The sequence below is a fragment of the Sphaerisporangium sp. NPDC049002 genome, from assembly GCF_040649355.1.
GTDB lineage: Bacteria > Actinomycetota > Actinomycetes > Streptosporangiales > Streptosporangiaceae > Sphaerisporangium.
The window spans coordinates 38,888-60,235 of the sequence record NZ_JBEZFH010000018.1 but is presented as its reverse complement, the minus strand read 5'-3'; the positions used below and the strand labels follow the sequence as shown (position 1 = coordinate 60,235).

Annotated in this window: 13 protein-coding genes; 4 read left to right on the top strand and 9 right to left on the bottom strand. The window is 66.5% G+C overall.

The features are described from left to right. Positions 1 to 220: 220 nt before the first annotated feature. The gene (locus tag AB0B89_RS06795; protein WP_358549216.1) at positions 221 to 1,468 is read left to right on the top strand and encodes a pentapeptide repeat-containing protein; all 1,248 of its coding nucleotides are present in this window, start codon (positions 221 to 223) and stop codon (positions 1,466 to 1,468) included. Between the two features lie 39 nt (positions 1,469 to 1,507). Here the strand turns inward: AB0B89_RS06795 and AB0B89_RS06790 are convergent, their stop codons facing one another. Then, positions 1,508 to 2,902 carry an NAD(P)H-quinone dehydrogenase gene (locus AB0B89_RS06790; protein ID WP_358549214.1) on the bottom strand — a complete coding sequence of 465 codons (1,395 nt, stop codon included), beginning with the start codon at positions 2,900 to 2,902 and terminating at the stop codon, positions 1,508 to 1,510. A gap of 221 nt (positions 2,903 to 3,123) precedes the next feature. On the opposite strand from AB0B89_RS06790, the gene AB0B89_RS06785 reads away from it, so the two are divergent. Beyond that, positions 3,124 to 3,576: a gamma-glutamylcyclotransferase gene (locus tag AB0B89_RS06785; protein WP_358549210.1), complete on the top strand. Its 453-nt coding sequence runs from the start codon at positions 3,124 to 3,126 to the stop codon at positions 3,574 to 3,576. 64 nt (positions 3,577 to 3,640) lie between these two features. On the opposite strand, the gene kynU is transcribed toward AB0B89_RS06785, so the two are convergent. The 3 genes from kynU to AB0B89_RS06770 form a co-directional block, all read right to left on the bottom strand. Further along, positions 3,641 to 4,825, bottom strand: a complete 1,185-nt coding sequence (gene kynU / locus AB0B89_RS06780) for a kynureninase (RefSeq protein WP_358549207.1) — start codon at positions 4,823 to 4,825, stop codon at positions 3,641 to 3,643. A 232-nt stretch (positions 4,826 to 5,057) separates the two neighbouring features. Next, complete coding sequence (locus tag AB0B89_RS06775; protein ID WP_358549204.1) at positions 5,058 to 5,660, bottom strand: hypothetical protein; 603 nt, start codon at positions 5,658 to 5,660, stop codon at positions 5,058 to 5,060. Between the two features lie 9 nt (positions 5,661 to 5,669). Beyond that, positions 5,670 to 13,178, bottom strand: a complete 7,509-nt coding sequence (locus AB0B89_RS06770; protein WP_358549201.1) for a LamG-like jellyroll fold domain-containing protein — start codon at positions 13,176 to 13,178, stop codon at positions 5,670 to 5,672. Between the two features lie 906 nt (positions 13,179 to 14,084). Here AB0B89_RS06770 and AB0B89_RS06765 point away from each other — a divergent pair. Then, complete coding sequence (locus AB0B89_RS06765) at positions 14,085 to 14,888, top strand: purine-nucleoside phosphorylase (RefSeq protein ID WP_358549198.1); 804 nt, start codon at positions 14,085 to 14,087, stop codon at positions 14,886 to 14,888. A 200-nt stretch (positions 14,889 to 15,088) separates the two neighbouring features. Then, entirely contained in the window at positions 15,089 to 16,720 is a 1,632-nt protein-coding gene (locus AB0B89_RS06760) for a phospho-sugar mutase (RefSeq protein ID WP_358549196.1), read from the top strand. A gap of 31 nt (positions 16,721 to 16,751) precedes the next feature. On the opposite strand, the gene AB0B89_RS06755 is transcribed toward AB0B89_RS06760, so the two are convergent. The 5 genes from AB0B89_RS06755 to AB0B89_RS06735 all read right to left on the bottom strand — a co-directional run bounded on the left by AB0B89_RS06755 (position 16,752) and on the right by AB0B89_RS06735 (position 21,287). Beyond that, on the bottom strand, positions 16,752 to 17,372 hold the full coding sequence (locus AB0B89_RS06755) for a hypothetical protein (RefSeq protein ID WP_358549194.1): 621 nt from the start codon (positions 17,370 to 17,372) through the stop codon (positions 16,752 to 16,754). 66 nt (positions 17,373 to 17,438) lie between these two features. Next, entirely contained in the window at positions 17,439 to 18,518 is a 1,080-nt protein-coding gene (locus AB0B89_RS06750; protein WP_358549191.1) for an adenosine deaminase, read from the bottom strand. A 120-nt stretch (positions 18,519 to 18,638) separates the two neighbouring features. After that, positions 18,639 to 18,992: a cupin gene (locus AB0B89_RS06745; RefSeq protein WP_358549189.1), complete on the bottom strand. Its 354-nt coding sequence runs from the start codon at positions 18,990 to 18,992 to the stop codon at positions 18,639 to 18,641. Positions 18,993 to 19,037: 45 nt separating this feature from the next. Then, positions 19,038 to 19,676, bottom strand: a complete 639-nt coding sequence (locus tag AB0B89_RS06740; RefSeq protein WP_358549186.1) for a hypothetical protein — start codon at positions 19,674 to 19,676, stop codon at positions 19,038 to 19,040. Between the two features lie 165 nt (positions 19,677 to 19,841). Further along, positions 19,842 to 21,287 (bottom strand): MFS transporter, encoded by a 1,446-nt coding sequence (locus tag AB0B89_RS06735; protein WP_358549184.1) that lies wholly within the window; start codon positions 21,285 to 21,287, stop codon positions 19,842 to 19,844. Positions 21,288 to 21,348: the final 61 nt, after the last annotated feature.

The following is a 21,348-nucleotide window of genomic DNA, read 5'->3' as shown; positions in this document are numbered from 1 at the left end:
GGCCAATCGGCCCGCCGGGGCTCTTTCACGTGTACGACCGCTTCACGTGTACGACCGCTTCACGTGTACGACCGCTTCACGTGTACGACCGCTTCACGTGTACGACCGTGCGGATCGTCGCCACGTGTGGCCGGGGATGGCGAAAGCGATCTGCAAGGCGCGTGCAACCCCGCGTATATGATCACCTGTCACACTCGGCGCAGTTGTCGAGGAGGCCGCGTTGCGTCGTTCCATCCCCCTGGCCCTTGTATCCGGGCTGTTCGTCCTAGCCGTGTCGGCCCTGCCGGCGTCCGCCTCCACGCCGGGGGCCGTGACGGTCACGATCTCGGCGTCGGAAGCCGTGCTGACGGCGCCGTGCAAGCCCGGGTCGGGTGCCAAGCTGCGAGGCAGGAACTTCACCAACGGGGCCACGCTCCCGTACAACCTGCGCTGTGCCGACCTGACCAACGCCAAGCTGGACGAGGTCGACCTCACCCAGAAGGACCTGACGGGGGCCATCCTCCGGAACGCCTCGATGAAGGAGGCGGACTTCACCCAGGCCCGCCTGGAGTACGCGGACCTGAGCGGCGCCGATCTCTCCGACGCCGATCTCGGCCAGATGCACGCCAAGCACGCCACCCTGCGTAGGACGATCCTCACCGACGCCCACGGCGGCCAGGCCGAGTTCCCGCACGCCGACCTCACCGGGGCCATCATGGCCAGGGCCGAGCTGACCCAGGCGAACCTGACCGACGCGACACTGGTCGACGCGGACCTCAACGAGGCCACCCTGGGCCAGATCCAGGCCAGGAACGCCGACTTCACAGGGGCCAAGCTCCGCGACGCCAAGCTCGGCCAGGCCAAGCTTCAGTTCGCGGTGTTCAAGGGCGCCAACCTCACGAAGGCCGAGTTCGTCCAGGCGGAGCTGAACGGTGCGGACCTCAGCGGGGCGACGGTCGAGAAGGCGTCCTTCATCCAGGCCGACGACGTCGACCTCACCGGAGCGCTCGGCACTCCGGAGAACGTGCCGTACGACGCGCTCGGCAAGCTGTCCGAGCTTCTTCCCACCGGCTCTGAAGACGCGGGCGACCCATCTTCGGCTCAGCCGGTCGTCACTCGCGGAACCGGCGGGCTGGGCCTGGTGCTGGTGATCCTCAGCGGCGTGGGCCTCAGCGTCACCCTGATCCTCTGGGGGCTCTCCCACCGCCGCAGGGTCGAGCGGGAGCGCCGGTACGCCACAGCGCGGCGGACCGCCGAGGAGGAGGTGATCAAGCTGGGCGAGGAGATCGACTCGCTGGACTTCGACTACAAGATCAACCATATGACCACCAGCGGCGTGGACCAGGACTGGCGCCGCGCGCTGGACGCCTACGAGGCCGCCAAGCAGTCGCTCAACGCCGCCCAGAACATCCCCCAGCTCGCGGGGGTCGCAGCGGCCGTCTATCACGGCAGGGACGCCCTCGGACGCGTCAGATCCCGCCTGACGTGACCGGCCGGCGGGCCGCCGTGGTCACGGCGGTCGCCGTGGTCAGATCACGGTGGACTGGACGGGAAGCATCAGGCGCCGGGCGGCCTCGGTGATCGAGCCGGCCAGCGAGGGGTAGACCGCGAACGTGTGAGCGATCTGGTCGACCGTGAGCCGGTGCTGGACGGCCAGCGACAGGGCAAGGATCAGCTCAGAGGCACGCGGGGCGACGACGACGCCGCCGAGCACGATGCCGGTGTGCGGGCGGCAGAACAACTTCACGAAGCCGTCGTTGAAGCCCTGCATCTTCGCGCGGGCGTTGGTGGAGAGGGGCAGCTTGACGACGTTGGCCTCGACCTCGCCCGCCTCGATCTGCCGCTGCGAGACGCCGACGGCGGCGATCTCCGGGTCGGTGAAGATGGTGGACGCCACGGTGGCGAGGCGCAGGGGCTGCACGGCCTCCCCCAGCGCGTGCCAGACCGCGATGCGGCCCTGCATGGCCGCCACGGAGGCGAGCATGAGCACACCGGTGCAGTCGCCCGCGGCGTAGACCCCGGGGGCCGAGGTACGGGACACCTTGTCGACCTGGACGAAGCCGTTCCTGTCGAGGGTGACGCCCGCTTCCTCCAGGCCCAGGCCGGAAGTGTTCGGGATCATGCCGACCGTCATGAGGCAGTGACTGCCCTCGGCGGTGCGGCCGTCCTCCAGGGTGACGACCACGCCGTGCTCGGTGCGCTTGACCGAGGAGGCACGGGACTTGCCCATGACGTTCATGCCACGGCGCCGGTAGACCTCTTCGAGGACCTCGGCCGCGTCGGCGTCCTCGTTCGGCATCATCCGGTCACGGGAGGAGACGAGCGTGACCTCCGAGCCCAGCGAGCGGTACGCGCCGGCGAACTCGGCGCCGGTGACGCCGGAGCCGACGACGATGAGGTGCTCGGGCACCTCGTCGAGGTCGTAGAGCTGCCGCCAGGTGAGCACGCGCTCCCCGTCGGGCTCGGCGCCCGGCAGCACGCGCGGGGTCGCGCCGGTGGCCACGATGACGACGTCGGCCCTGATGGTCTGGTCGCCCACGCGCACGACCTGCGGGTCGACCAGGCGCCCCGAACCCCGGATGATCTCGACGCCCTCGGCGGTGAGCCTGGCCGCGATGTCTGCCGACTGGGCCTGTGCAAGCTCCTTGACGCGTTTGTTCACCAGCGGCATGTCGACCTGGATGCCGCCCACGTCCCCGTCGAGTCCACCGGTGAAATTGACACCGAGGGAGGATCCATCCAGAAGGGCCTGCTTGCGGACAGATGTGGCGATCATGGTCTTGGACGGCACGCAGTCGGTGAGCACGCACGCCCCACCCGGCCCGTCCTGCTCGACCACGGTGGCCGTGGCTCCGAGCTGAGCCGCGACCAGCGCCGCCTCGTAACCTCCGGGCCCGCCGCCAATGATCACAATCCTCGTCACATACCCCATTGTCCCGTATGGCGCGGGGTGCCCGGGGTGCAATACCCGATGAGATGCATCGAAGACCGGTAAAAAAGCTCGATTCTCACCGGAAAACCCCTAGGAATCCACTGATCCGAAGGCTCATCACCGGAAGAAAGAAAGCCGCCGCCACGCTCGGGCCGCGTGTTGGAAGCGCCCGGCCGGATCAGCACCCGGATCTTGGATTACTCTTGTGTGCCGTGCCTGTTTACGCCGCCTATGGCAGCAACATGGACCCCAAGCAGATGGCCCAGAGGGCTCCCCACTCGCCCATGCGCGGGACGGGCTGGCTGCAAGGCTGGCGCCTGACCTTCGGCGGCGAGGACGTCGGGTGGGAGGGCGCGCTCGCCACGATCGCCGAAAGCCCCGACGAGCACGTCTTCGTGGTCCTCTACGACGTGCCCGACTGGGACGAGTCCTCGCTCGACCAGTGGGAGGGGGCCGCGCTGGGGCTCTACCACAAGGTCAAACTGCGGGTGGCGACCCTCGACGGCGAGATCGTCGCGTGGTTCTACGTGCTCGACGGGTACGAGGGCGGCCTGCCGTCCGCCCGTTACCTGGGCATCCTCGCCGACGCCGCCGAAAAGGCCGGGGCCCCCGACGACTACGTCACCGACATCCGCAGCCGCCCCTGCACCTCGATCGGCGACTGACCACCCAGCACCCCAGGCCCAGCGCCCACTCCTGATTCGCAGCACCTACGAGCGGCAGGCGTCCCTACTTTCGTGAGGCCAGTACGTCGGTGAGGGATTGGGCGGCGTGGACGGCGTCCGTGTAGCTGTTGTACAAGGGGGCGAAACCGAAGCGGAGGATGTCGGGGGTGCGGAAGTCGCCGATGACCTCGCGGGCCGTCAGCTCGGCGACGAGCTCCCCCGCGCCGGGGTGGCGCAGTGAGACCTGGTGGCCACGGTTCCCGTCGCGTGGGGTGACCACCTCGACGGCGTCCCCGAGCAGCTCGTCCACGCACTCCATGAAGAACCCGGTGAGCGACAGGCCCTTGGCCCGTACGTCCGCGAGGTCCACGCCGTCCCAGACCTCCAGCGCGGCCTCCAGTGCCAGCAGCGAAAGGATGTCGGGAGTACCGGCCCGGGCACGGGCGATCCCGGGCGCCGGCTCGTACGCCGGGGCCATCGCGAACGGATCACGGTGGCCACCCCACCCCGACAGCGGCTGGCGGAACGACCCCTGGAGATCACGCGGCACGTAGACGAAGGCGGGTGACCCCGGGCCGCCGTTGAGGAACTTGTACGTGCATCCGACGGCCAGGTCGACGCCGAGCGCGTCCAGCTCGATCGGGAGCACGCCCGCGCTGTGGCACAGATCCCACACCACCCGCGCGCCCACCGAGTGGACCCTGGCCGTGAGGCGGGCCATGTCGTACAGGCGCCCGGTCTTGTAGTCCACGTGGTTGAGCAGGACCACCGCCGTCTGCTCGCTCAGCGCATCATCGAGCTCGTCCACGCCGACCGGCCGGAGCACCATGCCGGTCAGCTCGGCCACCGACTCCGCGATGTACCCGTCGGTCGGGAACGTGGCCGCGTCCACCACGATCTCCCGCCGCCCCGGCGACAGCCGTACTGCGGCCACCAGGGCCTTGAAGATGTTGACGCTGGTCGAGTCGGCCACCACGACCTGCCCGGGGGCCGCGCCCACCAGCGGGGCGATCAGCTCCCCCACCCGCTCGGGCGCCGTCCACCACCTCTCCGGCCACGACCTGATGAGCCTGCGCCCCCACTGCTCCCGCACGACCTCCTCCACCCGCCCGGCCACCCGCCGAGGCGGAGCACCGAGGGAGTTGCCGTCCAGGTAGACCACAGCGGGATCGAGGTCGAACTCGTCACGGAGATACGCCATCGCGTCCACGGCGTCCAGCTTCACAGCGCGCTCGGTCAGGTCGGTCATGTCCGCTTCCCTCGTCCGGAGACCCCGCCCCGCAGCAGGAGCATACCTCCAGGCAGAGGTTACGCAATGCCCGCTGATCCCCTTCACCCCGCCCTGCCCCCCGGGCCACCCAGAAGTACAGCAACAACGCAAGATCGAGCCCCAGACTCAGGAGCTCTCCAGGGCCGCCGTAGTCGGACGGCGGCGACGCTGGGCTTCACCGCGCCCGGCGAGCCTTATGCCAGTCGACACCTCACTCGATCCTCATTCGGATTTGAGTCCCATCAGGCAAGCCTTCTACTTGTCGATACACGTCCGCCCTGAAACGCATCAGCGATACCGACTCCTTCATGCGCATTTCCTCAGCCTCGAACTTGCCACCCAGAAAGAAAGGAACGACCGGCGCCAATCTGCATCCTTTGCTGATGGCGCCATTCTTTTGTTGCCACTCATGAATGACCGGGAATCCCGTTTGCATCTCATAATCATCTAGAATCAGCGACGCCCAGGAATCCACAGTTGACGCCACGAGCTCGCGTTCAGCGATTTCCGGGTTGAACGAATATATCCCATCCATACCCGCCGCGAATTGGAACCCAAACGCATCTTCCGCGAAGAACAAGAGCCCGGATACAGGATCACCGTACTCTCGGGTCCATAGATCGGGAGAATTCCAATGCTGCGCACTTCTCTCGATATCACCCCAAGGCAGCACATATAGCGCCGATTCGAAGGCATAAAAGCCGTTCTTCGAATCGACTAGCGGCCGAATAATCTCCGGAACTTCGGACAGATCTCCGAGGTGTCCGGCGAGCGACGATGATCCCATGCTGGTCAGGCGACTAACTGCATCCACGATGACACCCTACCACTCCACCTTTATCTGGACCTGAGTGCCGTCCGAATACTTCCTGGCCTGGTTACCGATAGAGGCGCCAGCGCCTCCGTTATCGGAACCGTTGATAGGTCGAACGCTTGCACCCGATCCACCTTCTTTGAACATCGCCGGCGGATATTCATCACGCTGTTTACCCGATACCGTGGGATGCCCACGCAACGAGTCCCTTCGATTCTGTTTCGCACCCGTTCTATCGATGGTTAGAGTATCCGGATGACCCGCATTCTGGGCATCCTCAATATGCTTTGCCGATTCAGGGTACTTTTTGCCGTCAATAATGATCTCGCACGGTGGACTGTTATGAACAAGTATCGCTTGTTCCCCGGCAACCACGTGGTACGTATGGAAGCCGGCCACGGTCAGGTTGTTGACCTGCTGAGTTCCGGTCCACTTTTTTATGGCTGTGATCTGGACGTGGGTGCCAGCGCTGGTTTGGAGGAGTGTGCCGACGCGTAGTTCCGCGGCAGTCAGCCACTTGTGGAGTTCAGGGGCCCAGAAGGGATGGCCGTCGGTGGCGATCACTACGCCGGTGGCGTCGCCTCGTTGGCCGTCGGTGTCGGCTGTGATCTCTACGAGGCTCTTGGCGCCGTCCCCTGTTATCAGGTCTAGGACGATGCGTGGGCCCGTCTTGCCTGTCTCGGGGTCGGTCGCCTGGACGAAGTCGCCGACCTGAACCTCTTCAATGGGCTTGTGGGTGCCATCGGCCATCAGGACCATCGTGCCAGCAACAAAGCTGTTGTGGGTCAGGCATTTCTCGACCGGTTTGAGGATCTTGGGAAGCTTACTGCCGAGCTTGATACCGGTGCCGAGGAGTCTGCCGACTGGAATCAAGCCGACCCCTGCGGAAATACAGTCAACCCAGTTGGGATTCGCTATGCAGTTGACCCCGTCGCCTATCAGGATGTCGCAGAGGATGTTGTCGGTGCACTGTTGCGCAAGGTCCTGGATGGTAGGTGGAGAGCTTTGCCCCGGAGGGGGGCATGCAGTGTAAACCGCCCCGAAGAACCCTCCACTTCCTGCAGTGCCACAATTCGAGGGCGGCGCACATGTACCCATGCACGAGACTAGATCGGGCCTCTCTGCCGGACACCTTGAGTCCGGGGATGCCAGATCACAGTTAAGAACATCTAGATCTGGGTTGTAGCCGTTGATAAAACATCCCGGGCATCCCTTTTTAGCCGAGGGAGGGAGCTTGTCACAGTGACCCTCAGTCGGACCATGACTACAGTCGATCACGGGTGGACGTGGTGGTCCAGGGTTGCTGGGGTGGTACGTTTTGTTCGGCGCATTCGGACTCTTCACGTGCCCAAGTGGCCCCATATCGGGCAATGGCGTCTGTGGGGCGGTCCGACATTGTGGTTTGTGTGCCGAACAGGTGTCGTCCGGCACCGGATTACAGCGTGTATCCAACTTGGACGAGCACTGATCGTCCTTCGGGTCCGCTAACGGATCCGCATTCATTGTCACATCGCAGAAGACACGTGCTGGCGTCCACGGGACAGCTCTGCAAGGCGGATACGGCCTACCGTGACCACTGGGGTCAATGTTCGAAACCGGATTCCCGTTCCCGTAGGTGTATCGGTTGATCTGGATGGAAGGATCGGGATTTAGGGTCCAGGTGTCGCGGCTGGAGAAGGTGCCGGTTCCGGGTTGGTACCAGCGGGCGTGCATGTTGACCTTGCCGGTGGTGGGGTCGGTGAGTTCGCCCTGATAGCCGAGGTCGTGTCTGGCGCCGGTTCTGGCGGTTTCTTCGCCGAAGGGGTTGTAGGCGACCGAGTCGGCGAGTGATGTTGCGGTGGCGCCGAAAGTGCCGACTACGTCGCCGTGCTGGTCGGCAAAGGCGAAGCGGGCGCCGCTGCCGTCGGAGATGCCGATCGGTTCGCCGTCGAGGCCGCGGCTGTAGCGGGCTTGCACGGCGCCAGCCCCGTCGGTCATGGCAACGATGTCGTTGGCCTGATCGCCGTATACATAGCGGCTGACAGCTCCGCCTTGGGTGCGGCTGATGACGCGGTCGAGGGCGTCGTAGGTGTAGACGGCCTCACCGTCGCTGGTCATGCGGTCCAAAGCATCGAACTGGAGGACCTTGGTGACGTTGCCCTTGGTTTCGCTGGCCGTGGTGCCGCGTGCGGTGTAGGTGTAGGTGGTGCCGTCGCCGGAGAGCAGTCGGTTGCGTTCGTCGTAGGTGAAGGTCTTGGAGCCGGCCTGGGTGCGGTTGCCGGAGTCGTCCCAGGAGTAGTCGGTGACGGCGCCGCCGGGGGCGGTCCAGGAGGTCAGCCGGTTGCTGTGGTCGTAGGTGTAGGCGTTGATGCCCGCGCCGGCGGTTCCGGTGGTGGTCTTGGTGGTGAGGTTGTCGTCGCGGTCGTAGCCGTAGGTGATGGAGGCGATGGCGGCGCCGGCGGAGGTCTTCAGCATGTCGCCGGTGAGGCGGTCCATCGGGTCGTAGGAGTAGGTCCGCTTGGGTCCGCTGGTGCCGTAGTCGATGCCGGTGAGCCGGTCGGCGTTGTCGTAGCCGTAGGTCAGCGTGGTCGCGGTCACCGGGTCGCTGAAGGTCTTGAGGCGGTCGGCGTTGTCCCAGGTGAACGTCGCCGCACCGGAGGCATCGGTGCGCTGGGTAAGCCGGTCGTTGGCGTCGTAGCCGAACGACGACAGGTCGCTGGAGCTGCCAGTCTTGGCGGTCTTGAGCAGCAGGCCGCGGTCGTTGAAGGTGAAGTCGAGATCACCCGCGCTGGTACGCCGCCCGGCCAGGTCGTAACCGAAGGTGTTGGTCTGAGTGGCGGACTCGGCCCCTGATCCTGCCTCGGTCACCAGGCGGTTGAGGTTGTCGTAGGCGTTGGTGATCCGGACCCCGCCGGGTTGCAGGACACCGACCTGGTTGCCCACCGCGTCGTAGGACATGGTCCAGGTGCGGTCGGCGAGGTCGGGATGGGCCTGGGTCGCGGGTTCGATGCGCGCCTCCACCATGCCGAGCGAGTTGTAGGTGGCCAGGAACGCGTTGCCCCGGCCGTCGGTCGTACGGGTCCGCTGCCCTGCAGCGTCGTACCCGAAGGCCGTGGTGATGGTCTTCGTGGCCGATACCGGCTCGACGAGTTTGGTCAGCTGGTCGGCCGCGTCGTAGGACCGGCGGGTGACGTGGCCTTCGGGGCTGGTCTGGGCGGTGAGGTTGCTCGCGTCGTCGTATTCGAAGCCGTAGGTGCGCAGGAGCGTGCCGGAGGGGTTCAGGTCCTTGGCCACGATCTTCCGTCCCGCGAGGTCGTATTCCGCCACTGTGGCGTTGCCCAGCGCGTCGGTGACCTTGGCGGGACGCCCCACCCCGTCGTACTCGAACTTCGTAGAGTGGGCGAGGGGATCGGTCTCTGTTTCCACCTCACCCGCGGCGTTGATCGTGGCAGTACTGCGGTTACCGGCGGGCCGCTTGACGGCGACCAGGTTGCCCGCGTTGTCGTACTCGCCGACGGTGGTGAGGGCGACCGCGGTGGGCTTGCGTTCGATCTGCGTCAGGGTGACCTGACGGCCGAGCCCGTCGTAGGTGGCCTCGATGCGCGCTCCGGTCGGGTCGGTCGAGGAGAGCCGCTCTCCGTTGAGGGTGTAGGTGTAGTCCCAGTTACCGCGGATCGCACCCTGAGTGGCAGGCGGGTCGGTGATCCGGACCGTCCGGCCGAGGACGTCGTACGTGGCGTTGGAGACGTTGCCGCGAGGATCGGTGACCGAGGTCACGCGGCCGGCGGCGTCGTAGCCATAGGACGTCCGAGGTGTCAGAGCCGTCCCGCCGGGCGGGGTGTAGGCGGTCCCGGTGACCGAGGTGACCCTTCCCGCCTTGTCGTAGGCGGTGAGGCTGGTCCGGCCTTCGGGTGCGGTCTCATGCGTCTGCTCACCTGCGGTGTTATAGCCGAGCAGCGAGGTCGGCCGTTCGGTGGTCGCGGCGGCGCCGTTGCGCTCGACCTTGACCGGCGCGCCTTCCACCTTGATGGTCCTGCCGAGAGCGTCGTAGCCGATCAGCGACGTGTAGTCCGAGCGGGTCGCACCCGCGGCGTTGCCACGTGGGTCGGTGATCTCGGTGACCAGGCCGCGGTCGTCCACCGTCCAGGATGTCGTCAGGTCCGTGGCGCCGTTCTCGACGGTCTGCTCGATGAGCCGGTCACCGGCGTCATAGCGGTAGGACTCTATTTCGGTTCGTGTGGACCCGGTTGCAGTCCAGCTGGTCTGAGTGACATTGGTGTTGGCGTCGTAGACGTAGCTGGACCTTCTTCCGAGACCGGCGGGATCGAGGGTCGAGGAGGTCAACCGACCCGACGCGTCATAGACGTAATCCACCTGGGTCTTGCCGCCCCCCGCGACCTGTCTTGTCAGATTCCCGGCGGCGTCATAGGTGGAGGACGTCAACACCACGTCGACCGGAGTCCCGGAGGCATTCAGCTTGACGCGATCAGCGATCGTCTCAGCGAGGGAGTTGTCGTCGAAGTATGTGTATCGGGTTGTCCGGCCCATCACATCGGTCTCGGAGGCAAGACGTCCGCCGGGGTCATACGCGTACGAACGTGTGACCACGTCTCGCGCTGGCTCCGGGGCTGTGGGGCTGCCGGTCCACCCCTTCAAGGTCACCGAGGCGGGCTCGCCGCGCGAGGTGTAGCCGTAGGTGTACGTCGCCCCTGCCGCGTCGGTCGTGGTGACGACCTTTCCCATGTGGTCATAGGCCGTCTGCTGGATCCCACCTTCCGGGCCAGTGACCTTTTCGAGGCGCCCGTAAGTGTCGTAGGCGAGCGTGGTCGTACGGACGACATCCCCACCTGTCAGGTCGGCGAGCGTCTCGGTGAGCTTGTTACCGTCGTCGTCGTAGGTGTAGCGGCTCTCGGCGGTGTGCGTGACACCGCTGATCTCGTTCTTGACTCCGAAGCCCGTGACTTTCGCGGTACGGCCGAAGGGGTCGTAGGAATAGGAGGTCGTGACGGGGCTTTGGGTACCGGAGACCTGTGTGCGAGTGACCGTACGGCCGATCGCGTCATACCCGAACTTGGTGATCAGGCCCGTCGGCTCGGTGATCTGGGCTAAGTCGCCGGCAGACGAGTAAGCATAGAGCCGCTGATTACTCTTGGGATCGGTCTCGCTTTTGACCAAACCCGCAGGCGTTGTACCGCCACCAACCGCCGCTTCAGTACCGTCCGTGTAGGCGTAGGTCGTTGACCGCCCGTTGGGGAAATCTGTTGTAATAGGGGCGGTCTCCTTGGCCTTCTCCCCGAACGCCGTGTATTCCCACGCGGTCGCATACGTGTTGCTGGCGGGGCCTGCCGAGCGCGCATCACGGTACACAGTCATCTGATCGTTGCGCGGGTCGAACATGTCTGCCGAGTTGAGGTAATAGGTGGCGTACGTCGTCTGGCAGTTCCCAGCGGAACGGCACTTCTTGAGACTCAGTTCATTGCCACGCTGATCGTGGGTCAGTTGGGTGGTTTTCCCGTTTGGATCTGTGATCTTGGCGACGAATCCGCCCGTGTCGTACTCATAGGATGTGGTCTTCCCGAGCTGATCTGTAAGCGACTCCGCACGTTGCCGAGCGAAGTCGTATGCCGTCTTGATGGTTCCGCCATGCGGATCCGTAACAGTGACGGTGTCCTGCTCAGTGTTCGGGTCTGGAGTGGGGAGCCCGATCTGCCACAGACCCCCATTGTCGTCGGTGTGCGTCTTAAGGCGGCCCTTCACCGTCTCATAGGTGTTGTTCGCCCAGGTTCGGCCAGAGGGAAGCGTCAAGGTGGTGAGTTGGGGAGTAGCGAGACGAGCGGCGTAGTGTTCCTGCACCTGGGCGGCGTTCAGGGGCTTGTTGTAGACGGCGAACTCGTCGATCTGGCCGACAAAGGGGAACAGGGCATTGCTCGTCGTGGTCGATGGCCAGCCTGACGAGGTCTGCCCCGTGCCGAGTTGCGCGTACTCAGCGAGGCTCTCATTCACGGCCCCCGTCTTCGTCCCGACCGGAACTCCATCGAGATACAAGGTCTGAGAACTGCCGGTCGAGGACAGGGCAACGTGATGCCATGCGCCGTTGTTGACCACTCCTGATGAGGTGATCGGGGTCCCGCTACTAGTGAACTTACCGCGTAACTTGCCATCCTTACCGACGTACAATACCGGCCCGAAGTTGGCATAAATATTCCAGTCGAGACGCGTGTCCTGCGATCCCAGAATCGTTCCGGACCCACTTGTTTTGAACCATGCTTCGACAGAGAGCTGCCCGCCGAGGAGATTAAGGGTGTTGTCGGGAAGACTGAGGTATCCGGTATTCCCCGCGCTGAGACTCATGGCGGTATCGGTAGACCCCGCTAACGCTCCAGGAGCGCCCGTCATACAGCACCTGGCATATTGAGCTTCATAGGACTCGGCCAAACCCTCATCCACGGCAAACGCCAGGGGCCCTGCGTTCGAAGGCTCTCCCAATCGCCAGTAGTGCAGCGGAACGGCGTTGAGCACCGCGCTCCGATAGGCCGAGCCGTCTCCGTACGCGTAAACCGTGCATGCCTGCGAGCTTCCCGGTCCACAGACCTTGATCAGCTTGTCGCCGCTGTATGTATAGGTCCATGTCAAAGGCTGTCCGTTGACTGGGTCCGTCGCTACCGTAGCGACGTGGGTGCCATCCCAGGTGAACGTCAACGCCCGGCCACCGGGGGCCGTCACCTTCGCGAGGTTGCCATCGCTTCCGTAGAGGAGCTCCTGTGCGCGCCCGCGGGCATCTGTCAGCTTCGTCAACCGCCCCGATGCGTCAAAGAGATACGACATCGCCGACTTGTCCATCAGACGCCATCCGCCGCCGCTGACGGTCGCAAGCGTGTAGAACAAGCCCGCCGGTGAGGCGTATGTCCCGCCGCCCTTGTCCCCGAATCGCACTTGCGAACCATCCGGACGCGTGAGGAGAATCGTCCCCGTCGAGGGTTCTGTGACGAGCTTCGTATCCCATCGGGACGACCAGCCGGCACCGAAGATTCCCACACGGGGATCGGCACTGTTATAGGTACGGGTCACGCTCAGCGGAGGGCCAACCGATGTCACCGAGGCATCGGTCACCGACGAGGTGTAGTTCCCCGTCAGGGCATTGAATTCTCGCCCGTGCGAGCTCTTGGTGAGCTCCGCGTTGATCCGCGGTTGCGGAATCAGCACGGTGAACTTCTGCCAGTTGGAGATTGTGGAGCCAGTCTGGGTGTCGGAGACCTGGACATACCAGAAGGCGTCGTCTCCCCACTTCAACGTGCCAGCCGGCACCTGCCACGTTCCTACGGGAGAGACACCGTAGGTGCTCAGGGTCGGCGACTTGGCGCACTGGGCGTAATCCGCCGGTTGGCCATTTACCGATGGGCACACCACGAACCAGTAGAACACCCAGTCTTGCGGAGCCGGTACGGCCGAGGTGCCGTATGCGGCCACGATCGGTGTGACGGAGGTGACGGTGCCGTTGTTCTGCGGGTAAGTCCATCGAAGAGTCGGCTGGGCGGCCAAGATACGTGCTCCACCGCTCCTCAGGAGCTTCTGCTCCTGACCATCCGTCGCTCCAGAAGCCGGGGGATCCTCCCTCGTAGACTTGGCGACTCTCTCTCGTACGTTCTGCACCCGGTCCTTGAGTATGTTGGCCGGTACACGCACGGAAACTTTTGTGTCGGACTTTCGCGTCTCCAAGGGCAGTGCACCCTTCGGCGGTTCAGGGTCGCCAGTCGCAGTCTTGGAGGATGGTTTCAGGGTCGCCGTTGTTGCTTCAGCCGGCACCAGGTGTGGAAGTCCTGCCGCCGAACCAGCCTGCTGTGCAGGAGTACTCACGTCCGCGGCGGACACCTGAACATTCGATTGCTCAGACGAGTTCGCGGCAGCCCGGGGTGCAAGGCCGTCTGGAACGCCGACTCCTGAAATGAGCACCATCGACGCGGAAACAAAAAGCGTCCCGATACTCAACCGTCGACGTAACCCCGAACGACGCATGCGCCGACCCTCCGTTTTAGCCCATGAGTACGTGGCCCTTCGTCACGCCGACGAATGGCCACGCTCGATGCATCTGTAACCCACCAGAGATCACTTGGAACATACGTATGGGTCGCCGTCTTTACCAGCGTGAGTTAGATCACACTACTTTTCGGCACAGGACACTGACCAAACTTCATTTGATCGCTCCAGATATAGGCCGCATCAGAGAACGCCGAAATCCCTGATCAGAAGCTCGCCGGATGCGCTTGGCCACTCGTGCGATCACCAAGCGTTGATCACAGCGCGGACAGGTCACAGATTTCGGCCCGGACGACTACGAGGTTCCGGGCGGGAGCGACCTCACCGAGAGTTCCGATCAACTTGCCGTCCTCCAAAGGGCCCGTCGGGCCGTGTGCTGATCATGGGATGGGGGTTGTAGCCTCGGTGGTCGTGAGTAGTGACGCCTATGAACTCGCCGCGGAAGCCGCGGGTGCGCTGAAGTCCCTTACCGGTGTCGAGTCGTTCGACGTGGCGCTGGTCATGGGGTCCGGGTGGGGCCCGGCCGCCGACGCCATCGGCACGACGATCTCCGAGCATCCGGTAACCGAGCTGCCGGGCTTCGCGGCCCCGGCCGTGGCCGGTCACTCCGGGAAGATCAGGGCCGTCGAGACCGAGTCCGGCAAGAAGGCGCTCATCTTCCAGGGGCGCACCCACCTCTACGAGGGCAGGGGCGTGGAGCCGGTCGTGCACGGCGTGCGCACCGCGGTCGCGGCCGGTGCGGGCACGGTCGTGCTGACCAACGCCGCCGGGGGGCTGCGGCCCGAGGTTCAGAGCGTCGGCGAGCCCGTGCTGATCAGCGACCACATCAACCTGACGGGTGCGAACCCGATCACCGGGGCGACCTTCGTCGACCTGACCGAGGTCTACTCCAGGCGCCTGCGCGAGCTGGCCCGCGAGGCCGACCCGTCGCTCGCCGAGGGCGTGTACGTCGCGTTCCGCGGCCCGACGTACGAGACCCCGGCCGAGATCCGCATGCTCCGCACGCTGGGCGGTGACCTGGTCGGCATGTCCACCGTGCTGGAGGCCATCGCGGCGCGGGAGGCCGGGGCCGACGTGCTCGGCGTCTCCCTGGTGACCAACCCGGGCGCGGGGCTGGTCGGCGAGCCGCTGAACCACGAGGAAGTCCTCCAGGTCGGCAGGGCGACGGCGGCGCGCATGGGCGTCCTGCTGGCCAAGGTCGTCAACAAGCTCTGACGGTCGAGCCGGCCGGGATTTCGGTAGAGAGCTTTGGCATCTCTGTCGAACTTGTGCGTTCGGGAGGGTCGGCAACCGCCCGATCCGTTCCCCGGCGCGGGAGGAGACGGTGGCTGCCGCTGTCCGGTGAGGGACTACATTGACCCGGTTCGGTCGGGTGGCCGACTTCTTACGTGAGTTGAATGGGCTGAAGGGGCGTTATGTCTGATCTCGTGCGGCGGGCTGAGGAGTGGCTGGCTCAGGACCCGGACCCGGAGACGCGGGCCGAGCTCCAGGAGATCCTCGACAGCGGGGACACCGCCGAGCTTCAGGACCGCTTCGGGACCAAGCTGGAGTTCGGCACGGCGGGCCTGAGAGGCGAGCTGGGCGCCGGGCCGAACCGGATGAACCGGGTGACCGTCATGCGTGCGGCGGCGGGCCTGGCAAGGCGGCTCGGGCCGGGCAAGCACGTCGTGATCGGGTACGACGCCCGGCACAAGTCCGACGTGTTCGCCCGTGACTCGGCGGCCGTGCTCAACGGAGCCGGGCTGCGCGTCTCTCTGATGGGCCATCACTGGCCCACGCCCGTGCTGGCCTTCGCCGTGCGGCACCTGGGCGCGGACGCGGGCGTCATGGTCACGGCGTCGCACAACCCGCCCCGGGACAACGGCTACAAGGTCTACTGGGGCGACGGCGCCCAGATCGTGCCCCCGCTCGACGTGGAGATCTCGGAGGCCATCGACACGATCGGGCGCGTCGACAAGCTTCCCCTGGGAGACGAGTGGGAGACCCTGAGCGACGCTGCGATCGTCGGACCGTACCTTTCGGCGGTCGGCGCCCTGCCGCTGGGCGACGCCCGTGACCTGCGGGTCGTCTACACACCGATGCACGGCGTGGGCGGTGAGGTCCTGCTACGGGCCTTCACCACGGCCGGGTTCGAGAGCCCGTTGGTGACCGAGGCGCAGTTCGAGCCCGACCCCGACTTCCCGACCGTCGCGTTCCCGAACCCGGAGGAGCCCGGCGCGATGGACCTCGCGCTCCAGCTCGCGGAGAAGGCCGGCGCCGATCTGGTGATCGCCAACGACCCGGACGCCGACCGCTGCGCCGTGGGCGTGCCCACGCGGGACGGCGGCTTCCGCATGCTCACCGGTGACGAGGTCGGCGGCCTGCTCGGCGAGTACGTCATCGACCACACCTCGGGCCCCGACCGGCTGGTGGCCGCCTCGATCGTGTCGTCCTCGCTGCTCGGCAAGATCGCCCAGGCGCGCGGGGTACGGCACGCCGAGACGCTGACCGGCTTCAAGTGGATCGTGAAGGCCGGGGACGGCCTCGTCTACGGCTACGAGGAGGCGCTCGGCTACAGCGTCGGCTCCGACCAGGGACTGCCGGTACGCGACAAGGACGGCATCGGGGCCGCGCTCACCGTGGCGGGCATGGCCGCCCAGGCGAAGCGGGACGGCAGGACCCTGCTGGACCTGCTCGACGACCAGGCGGCCACGTACGGCTTGCACGCGACCGCGCAGCTCTCGGTCCGGGTGGACGATCTGTCTCTCATCACGGACGCCATGGAGCGGCTGAGGTCCAACCCTCCCGAGGCGCTGGGCGGCCGGGCCGTCCTCTCCGTGGACGACCTCAGCAGGGGCGTCGACGGGCTGCCTCCCACGGACGGGCTCCGCTACCGGCTGGACGGCGACGCCCGCGTGATCGTGCGCCCCTCGGGCACGGAGCCCAAGCTCAAGTGTTACCTGGAGGTCGTGATCCCGGTCGGCGACGACATCTCCACCGCCAGAACCCGGGCCGCGCACGACCTGGACTCCCTCAAGTCCGACCTCTCGACAAACCTCGGCCTGTGAACTCCGACGGCCTGACGGGGCGAGACCGCCTTCAGGAGAGGATGAGGGCGGCGATCACCAGGGTCAGGGCGGCGGCGAGGGCTACCAGGGCTGAGGGGGACCAGGTCGTGGTCAGCGGGAGTCGCTCCCCCGTGCCGCGGGACTTCTTCTCGGCCGTCTCGGTGAGCTGCTGAGCGACCCAGTCGGCGTGGGTGCGTCCGGCCATCATCTGCGTCGCCGCCTGCTCGGCCTTGGAGAGCTGCGGCTGGGTGCTGGGATAGCGGCCGGACTTGGCCGGGACGACCGGAGCCCCGCGACGCACCGCCTTGGCGCGCTCGCGCGCCGACGACTGGGGAGTCCAGCAGCGCACGCTGTCGTCGCCCGACTCGATGATGATCGCGTGGGAGACGTGGATGCCGTCGACGGCCTTCCACGGCACGAAGACGTTGCGCAGCGGGTTGCGCACCAGGACGCCGTCCTCCCCGGGCAGGATGCCGGGTCGCAGGCAGCCGACGAAGACCGCGGCGGTCAGCACGGCGAGCACCGCGCCGGCGACGAGCGCGGAGGGCATCGTGCCGTTGGCCACCAGGTCGACGGCGTTGAACGCGGCGAACACCATCCACACCCAGCCCAGAACCCAGGCCGTCTTGGACCGGAAGATTTGTGGCTTCACCGCTCGCTCACCGCTACCTCTCCGTTCAGCAAGGCGGTCACCACGTTAACGCCTCCGGCGCAGTGCTCAAGCCTGCCACTTGAGCCGGGCGAAACCCGGCTTGATGACGCCGTTGATCAGCGCCAGCCGCTCGTCGAACGGGATGAACGCTGACTTCATGGCGTTGACCGTGAACCACTGCAGATCATCCCACTCGTAGCCGAAGGTCTCGACGAGGTTGGCGAACTCCTGGGACACGCTGGTGTCACTCATCAACCTGTTGTCGGTGTTGACGGTGACACGGAAGTAGAGACGGCGCAGAAGGCCGATGGGGTGCTCGGCGAGCGAGGACGCAGCGCCGGTCTGGAGGTTGGACGTCGGGCACATCTCCAGCGGGATGCGCATGTCGCGCACGTAGGACGCGAGACGTCCGAGCTTCGCGGTGCCGTCCGCCGCGACCTGGATGTCGTCGATGATGCGCACGCCGTGGCCGAGCCGGTCGGCGCCGCACCACTGGATGGCCTGCCAGATCGACGGCAGCCCGAAGCCCTCGCCCGCGTGGATCGTGTAGTGGGAGTTCTCCCGCTGCAGGTACTCGAAGGCGTCCAGGTGCCGGGTGGGCGGGTAGCCGGCCTCGGCGCCGGCGATGTCGAACCCGGCCACGCCCACGTCGCGGTAGCGCACGGCCAGTTCGGCGATCTCCATGGAACGTGCCTGGTGGCGCATGGCGGTGAGCAGCGCCCCGACCCGGATGTTCCGGCCCTCGGAGCCGATCTTGAAGCCCTCCAGGACGGCCTCGATCACCTCGTCGAGGCTGAGGCCGCCGGAGGTGTGCAGCTCGGGCGCGTACCGCACCTCGGCGTAGACCACACCGTCGTTGGCCAGGTCCTCCGCGCACTCGGCGGCGACGCGGACCAGCGCGTCCCGCGTCTGCATGACGCCGACCGTGTGCTCGAAGGTCTCCAGGTAACGCTCCAGAGACCCGGAGTCGGACGCCTCGCGGAACCAGGTGCGCAGCTCGTCCACATCGGTCGTGGGGAGCCGGTCGTAGCCCGTCTCGCGGGCGAGGTCGATGATCGTCTCCGGTCGCAGGCCACCGTCGAGATGGTCGTGGAGAAGGACTTTGGGCGCTTTGCGAATCTCGTCAAGTGTGGGCTGCTGCGTCATCGGAACATCCTAAGGAGTCTTTCGCCCATGATGGCTCACGGGTGGTACGGCCGGACGGCGCACCGCCGGATCCGCCGGTCGTCCGCCGCCCGGGAGGCTGCGACCTGCGTTGAGGTCCGGCTAGTCTTCGCGGTTGGCGGTGTCGGGTGAGAAGGCGGGCGTGCAGACGGCGACGTACTCCGCGCCCTCGGGGCCGACGGTGTAGCGGATCTTCTCGCCGGGGAGGCTCACGAATGCCTCGCCCGCGGACACCTCGGTCACGCCCTCCTCGTGCTCGATCACGACGGTGCCGCGCAGCACGAGGGTGTACTCGGTGAACTCCGGAGTCTGGGCCGGCTCCTCCCAGCCCGCCGGAGCGTTCATGTGGGCGATGGACACCTGGTCGTCGCCACTGTTGACGCGGCCGATGTACTCGTCGATGACCTTGCCGCCCGGCACAGGGATGCGGGTCGCGCCCGCTATTTTGCGTACCACGCGCACAGTCTATTGAGCCGCGTACCTGTCGTGATACCGCCCGATTCAGTGGGCGATGTCGATGACCAGCCGCGACGGGTTCGCCTGCTCGCTGACCCGGAACCCGGCTCGGTGGCGCAGAACGATAGCCACGGTCACGACGCCCTCGAAGTCGCCGACGCGCACGACACTCATGACGTTGGCGAGGTCGGGCTGGAGCATGGGCGTCCTGCCCCAGGTGGGCTTGCCGTTGGGGGTGTGCGCGCTGGCGGGCGTCAGCGTGGCCTGGAGGTACGCCCCGCCGTTGACGTCGATCGGTTCCCCGGAACCGTCCTCGATCAGTTGCTTCACCCAGCCCACGGTGTATCCCGTCCTGGCCCCCTGAAGGTCGATCACCACCCGGTCGTACCCCTGGTGGGCGGCGACGCGCGCCCCCTTGACCAGGGGCGGCTCGGCGGGCGCGCGTTTGACCTCGACCTGCTTGGTGCCGGTCGGCGGCGGCAGGTCGGAGGAGCCGGTGGACGGGGTGAGGGTCGCCGTGGGCTCCGGGTCCGGCGTGGAGGCCGAGGACGGAAGGGGCGAGAAGGAAAGCGGTGCGGGCGAGGACGCCGCGGGCGTGATCTTCGCGCCGGATGGGGAACTCGGGCTGGTGCCGCAGGCCGCGACGAGTGCGAGCGGCACCAGTGCGCCGGCGATCCTCTTCATGGGCCTCGGCTCCTCCGCTGGGTTCACCAACTCCTTAGACGCCGACAATGCCTCACCAGTTCACGGGCAAACTCCGGATCCCGAAAATGTGTCCTAGATGCCCCTGTACAAGCGAGGAGCCCCCCGGCGCGCACGCGCCAGGGGGCTCACCAGGAGGGACGGAGATCAGATGGTCTCCAGGACCTTCACCTCGCCCCCCTCCCCTTGCTCCGCGGCCGGGGCCGCCGTACGGGCGCGGAGCAGGCCCGTGAGCGCGATGCCGAGGCCGAGGAGCGCGATCACGGCGCAGACCGCGAACGACGATCGGATGGCCGTCATGGTGACCGCGCCCCCGTCGGCGGTCGCCACGGCGGCCACGATCGCGAGCACGAGCGCTCCGCCGACCTGGCCCGAGGTGTTGAGGAGGCCGGAGGCCAGCCCCTGCTCGTCGTCGGCCACTCCGGCGGTGGCCTGGATGTTCAGCGAGGGGAACGACAGCGCGAAGGCGATGCCCAGCAGCACCATCCCAGGAATGACCAACCTGCCGAGGCTCGGGTGCTCACCGGCGTTCAGGAAGACCGCGTACCCGGCGGCCAGGGCGAACGAGCCGATGACGATCAGCCGGGCGGTGCCGAACCGGTCGGCGAGGCCGCCCATCTTGGTGGAGGTGACGGCCACGAGCAGGCCCGCGGGCAGGAACGCCAGCGCGGTGTGCAACGCCGACCAGCCCAGGAGGTTCTGGAAGTACTGCATGGCGACGAACTGGAAGCCGACGTACGAGCCGAAGAGGATCACCAGGCCCAGGTTGGCCCTGACCAGCGGCCCCGAGCGCAGGATGCCGAGCCGTACGAGCGGGTGCCTGACGCGCCGCTCGACGGCGACGAACAGGGCGAGCAGGAGGACGGCGCCCGCGATGGCGGCGATCGTCCGCACCGAGCCCCACCCGGCCTCGGGCGCCTGGACGACGGCGAACACGAACAGCAGCATGGACGCGGTGATGGTCGCGGCGCCGACCAGGTCGTGACCCCCGGTCGCCCGCTCCTCCCCGGAGTGGCGCGGAAGCAGCTTGGCCCCCGCCACCAGCGCGATGATCGCGACCGGCACCGGCATGAGGAAGGTCCAGCGCCACCCGAGCTCGGTGAGGAACCCGGACAGGACCAGCCCGAGAGAGAACCCGCTGGCGCCGCAGGCGGTGAAGATGCTCAGCGCGCGGTTGCGCGCCGGGCCTTCGGCGAAGGTCGTCGTGATGATCGAGAGTGCGGCGGGCGCGGTGAAGGCCGCGCTGATGCCCTTGATGAACCGGGCGGCGATGAGCAGGCCGCCGTCGTCGACGAGCCCGCCGAGCAGGGAGGCCACGGCGAAGACGCCGAGCGCCGCGAGGAAGACGCGGCGGCGGCCGAGCAGGTCGGCCGTACGGCCGCCGAGCAGCAGCAGGCCGCCGTAACCGAGCACGTACCCGCTGACGACCCACTGCAGGGAAGAGGTGGACAGGCCGAGGTCGGCCTGAATGGACGGCAGGGCCACTCCGACCATCGAGACATCGAGGGCATCGAGGAACACGACGGCGCAGAGCACGGTGAGCGCTCCCCAGAGGCGCGCGTTCCATGGTTCGTCATGTGTGGAGGGGAACATGGGTCGGAACATTACATGCGCATGCATTCAATGCACAAGCAAATAATTCTCGTGCATCTAA

Excerpts from the sequence above, each read along its gene's own strand:
- kynU (WP_358549207.1), bottom strand. The coding sequence starts at position 4,825 with ATGACCGACCTGACCGAGCGCGCTGTGAAGCTGGACGCCGTGGACGCG.
- AB0B89_RS06760 (WP_358549196.1), top strand. The coding sequence starts at position 15,089 with ATGTCTGATCTCGTGCGGCGGGCTGAGGAGTGGCTGGCTCAGGACCCG.
- AB0B89_RS06750 (WP_358549191.1), bottom strand. The coding sequence starts at position 18,518 with ATGACGCAGCAGCCCACACTTGACGAGATTCGCAAAGCGCCCAAAGTC.
- AB0B89_RS06740 (WP_358549186.1), bottom strand. The coding sequence starts at position 19,676 with ATGAAGAGGATCGCCGGCGCACTGGTGCCGCTCGCACTCGTCGCGGCC.
- AB0B89_RS06735 (WP_358549184.1), bottom strand. The coding sequence starts at position 21,287 with ATGTTCCCCTCCACACATGACGAACCATGGAACGCGCGCCTCTGGGGA.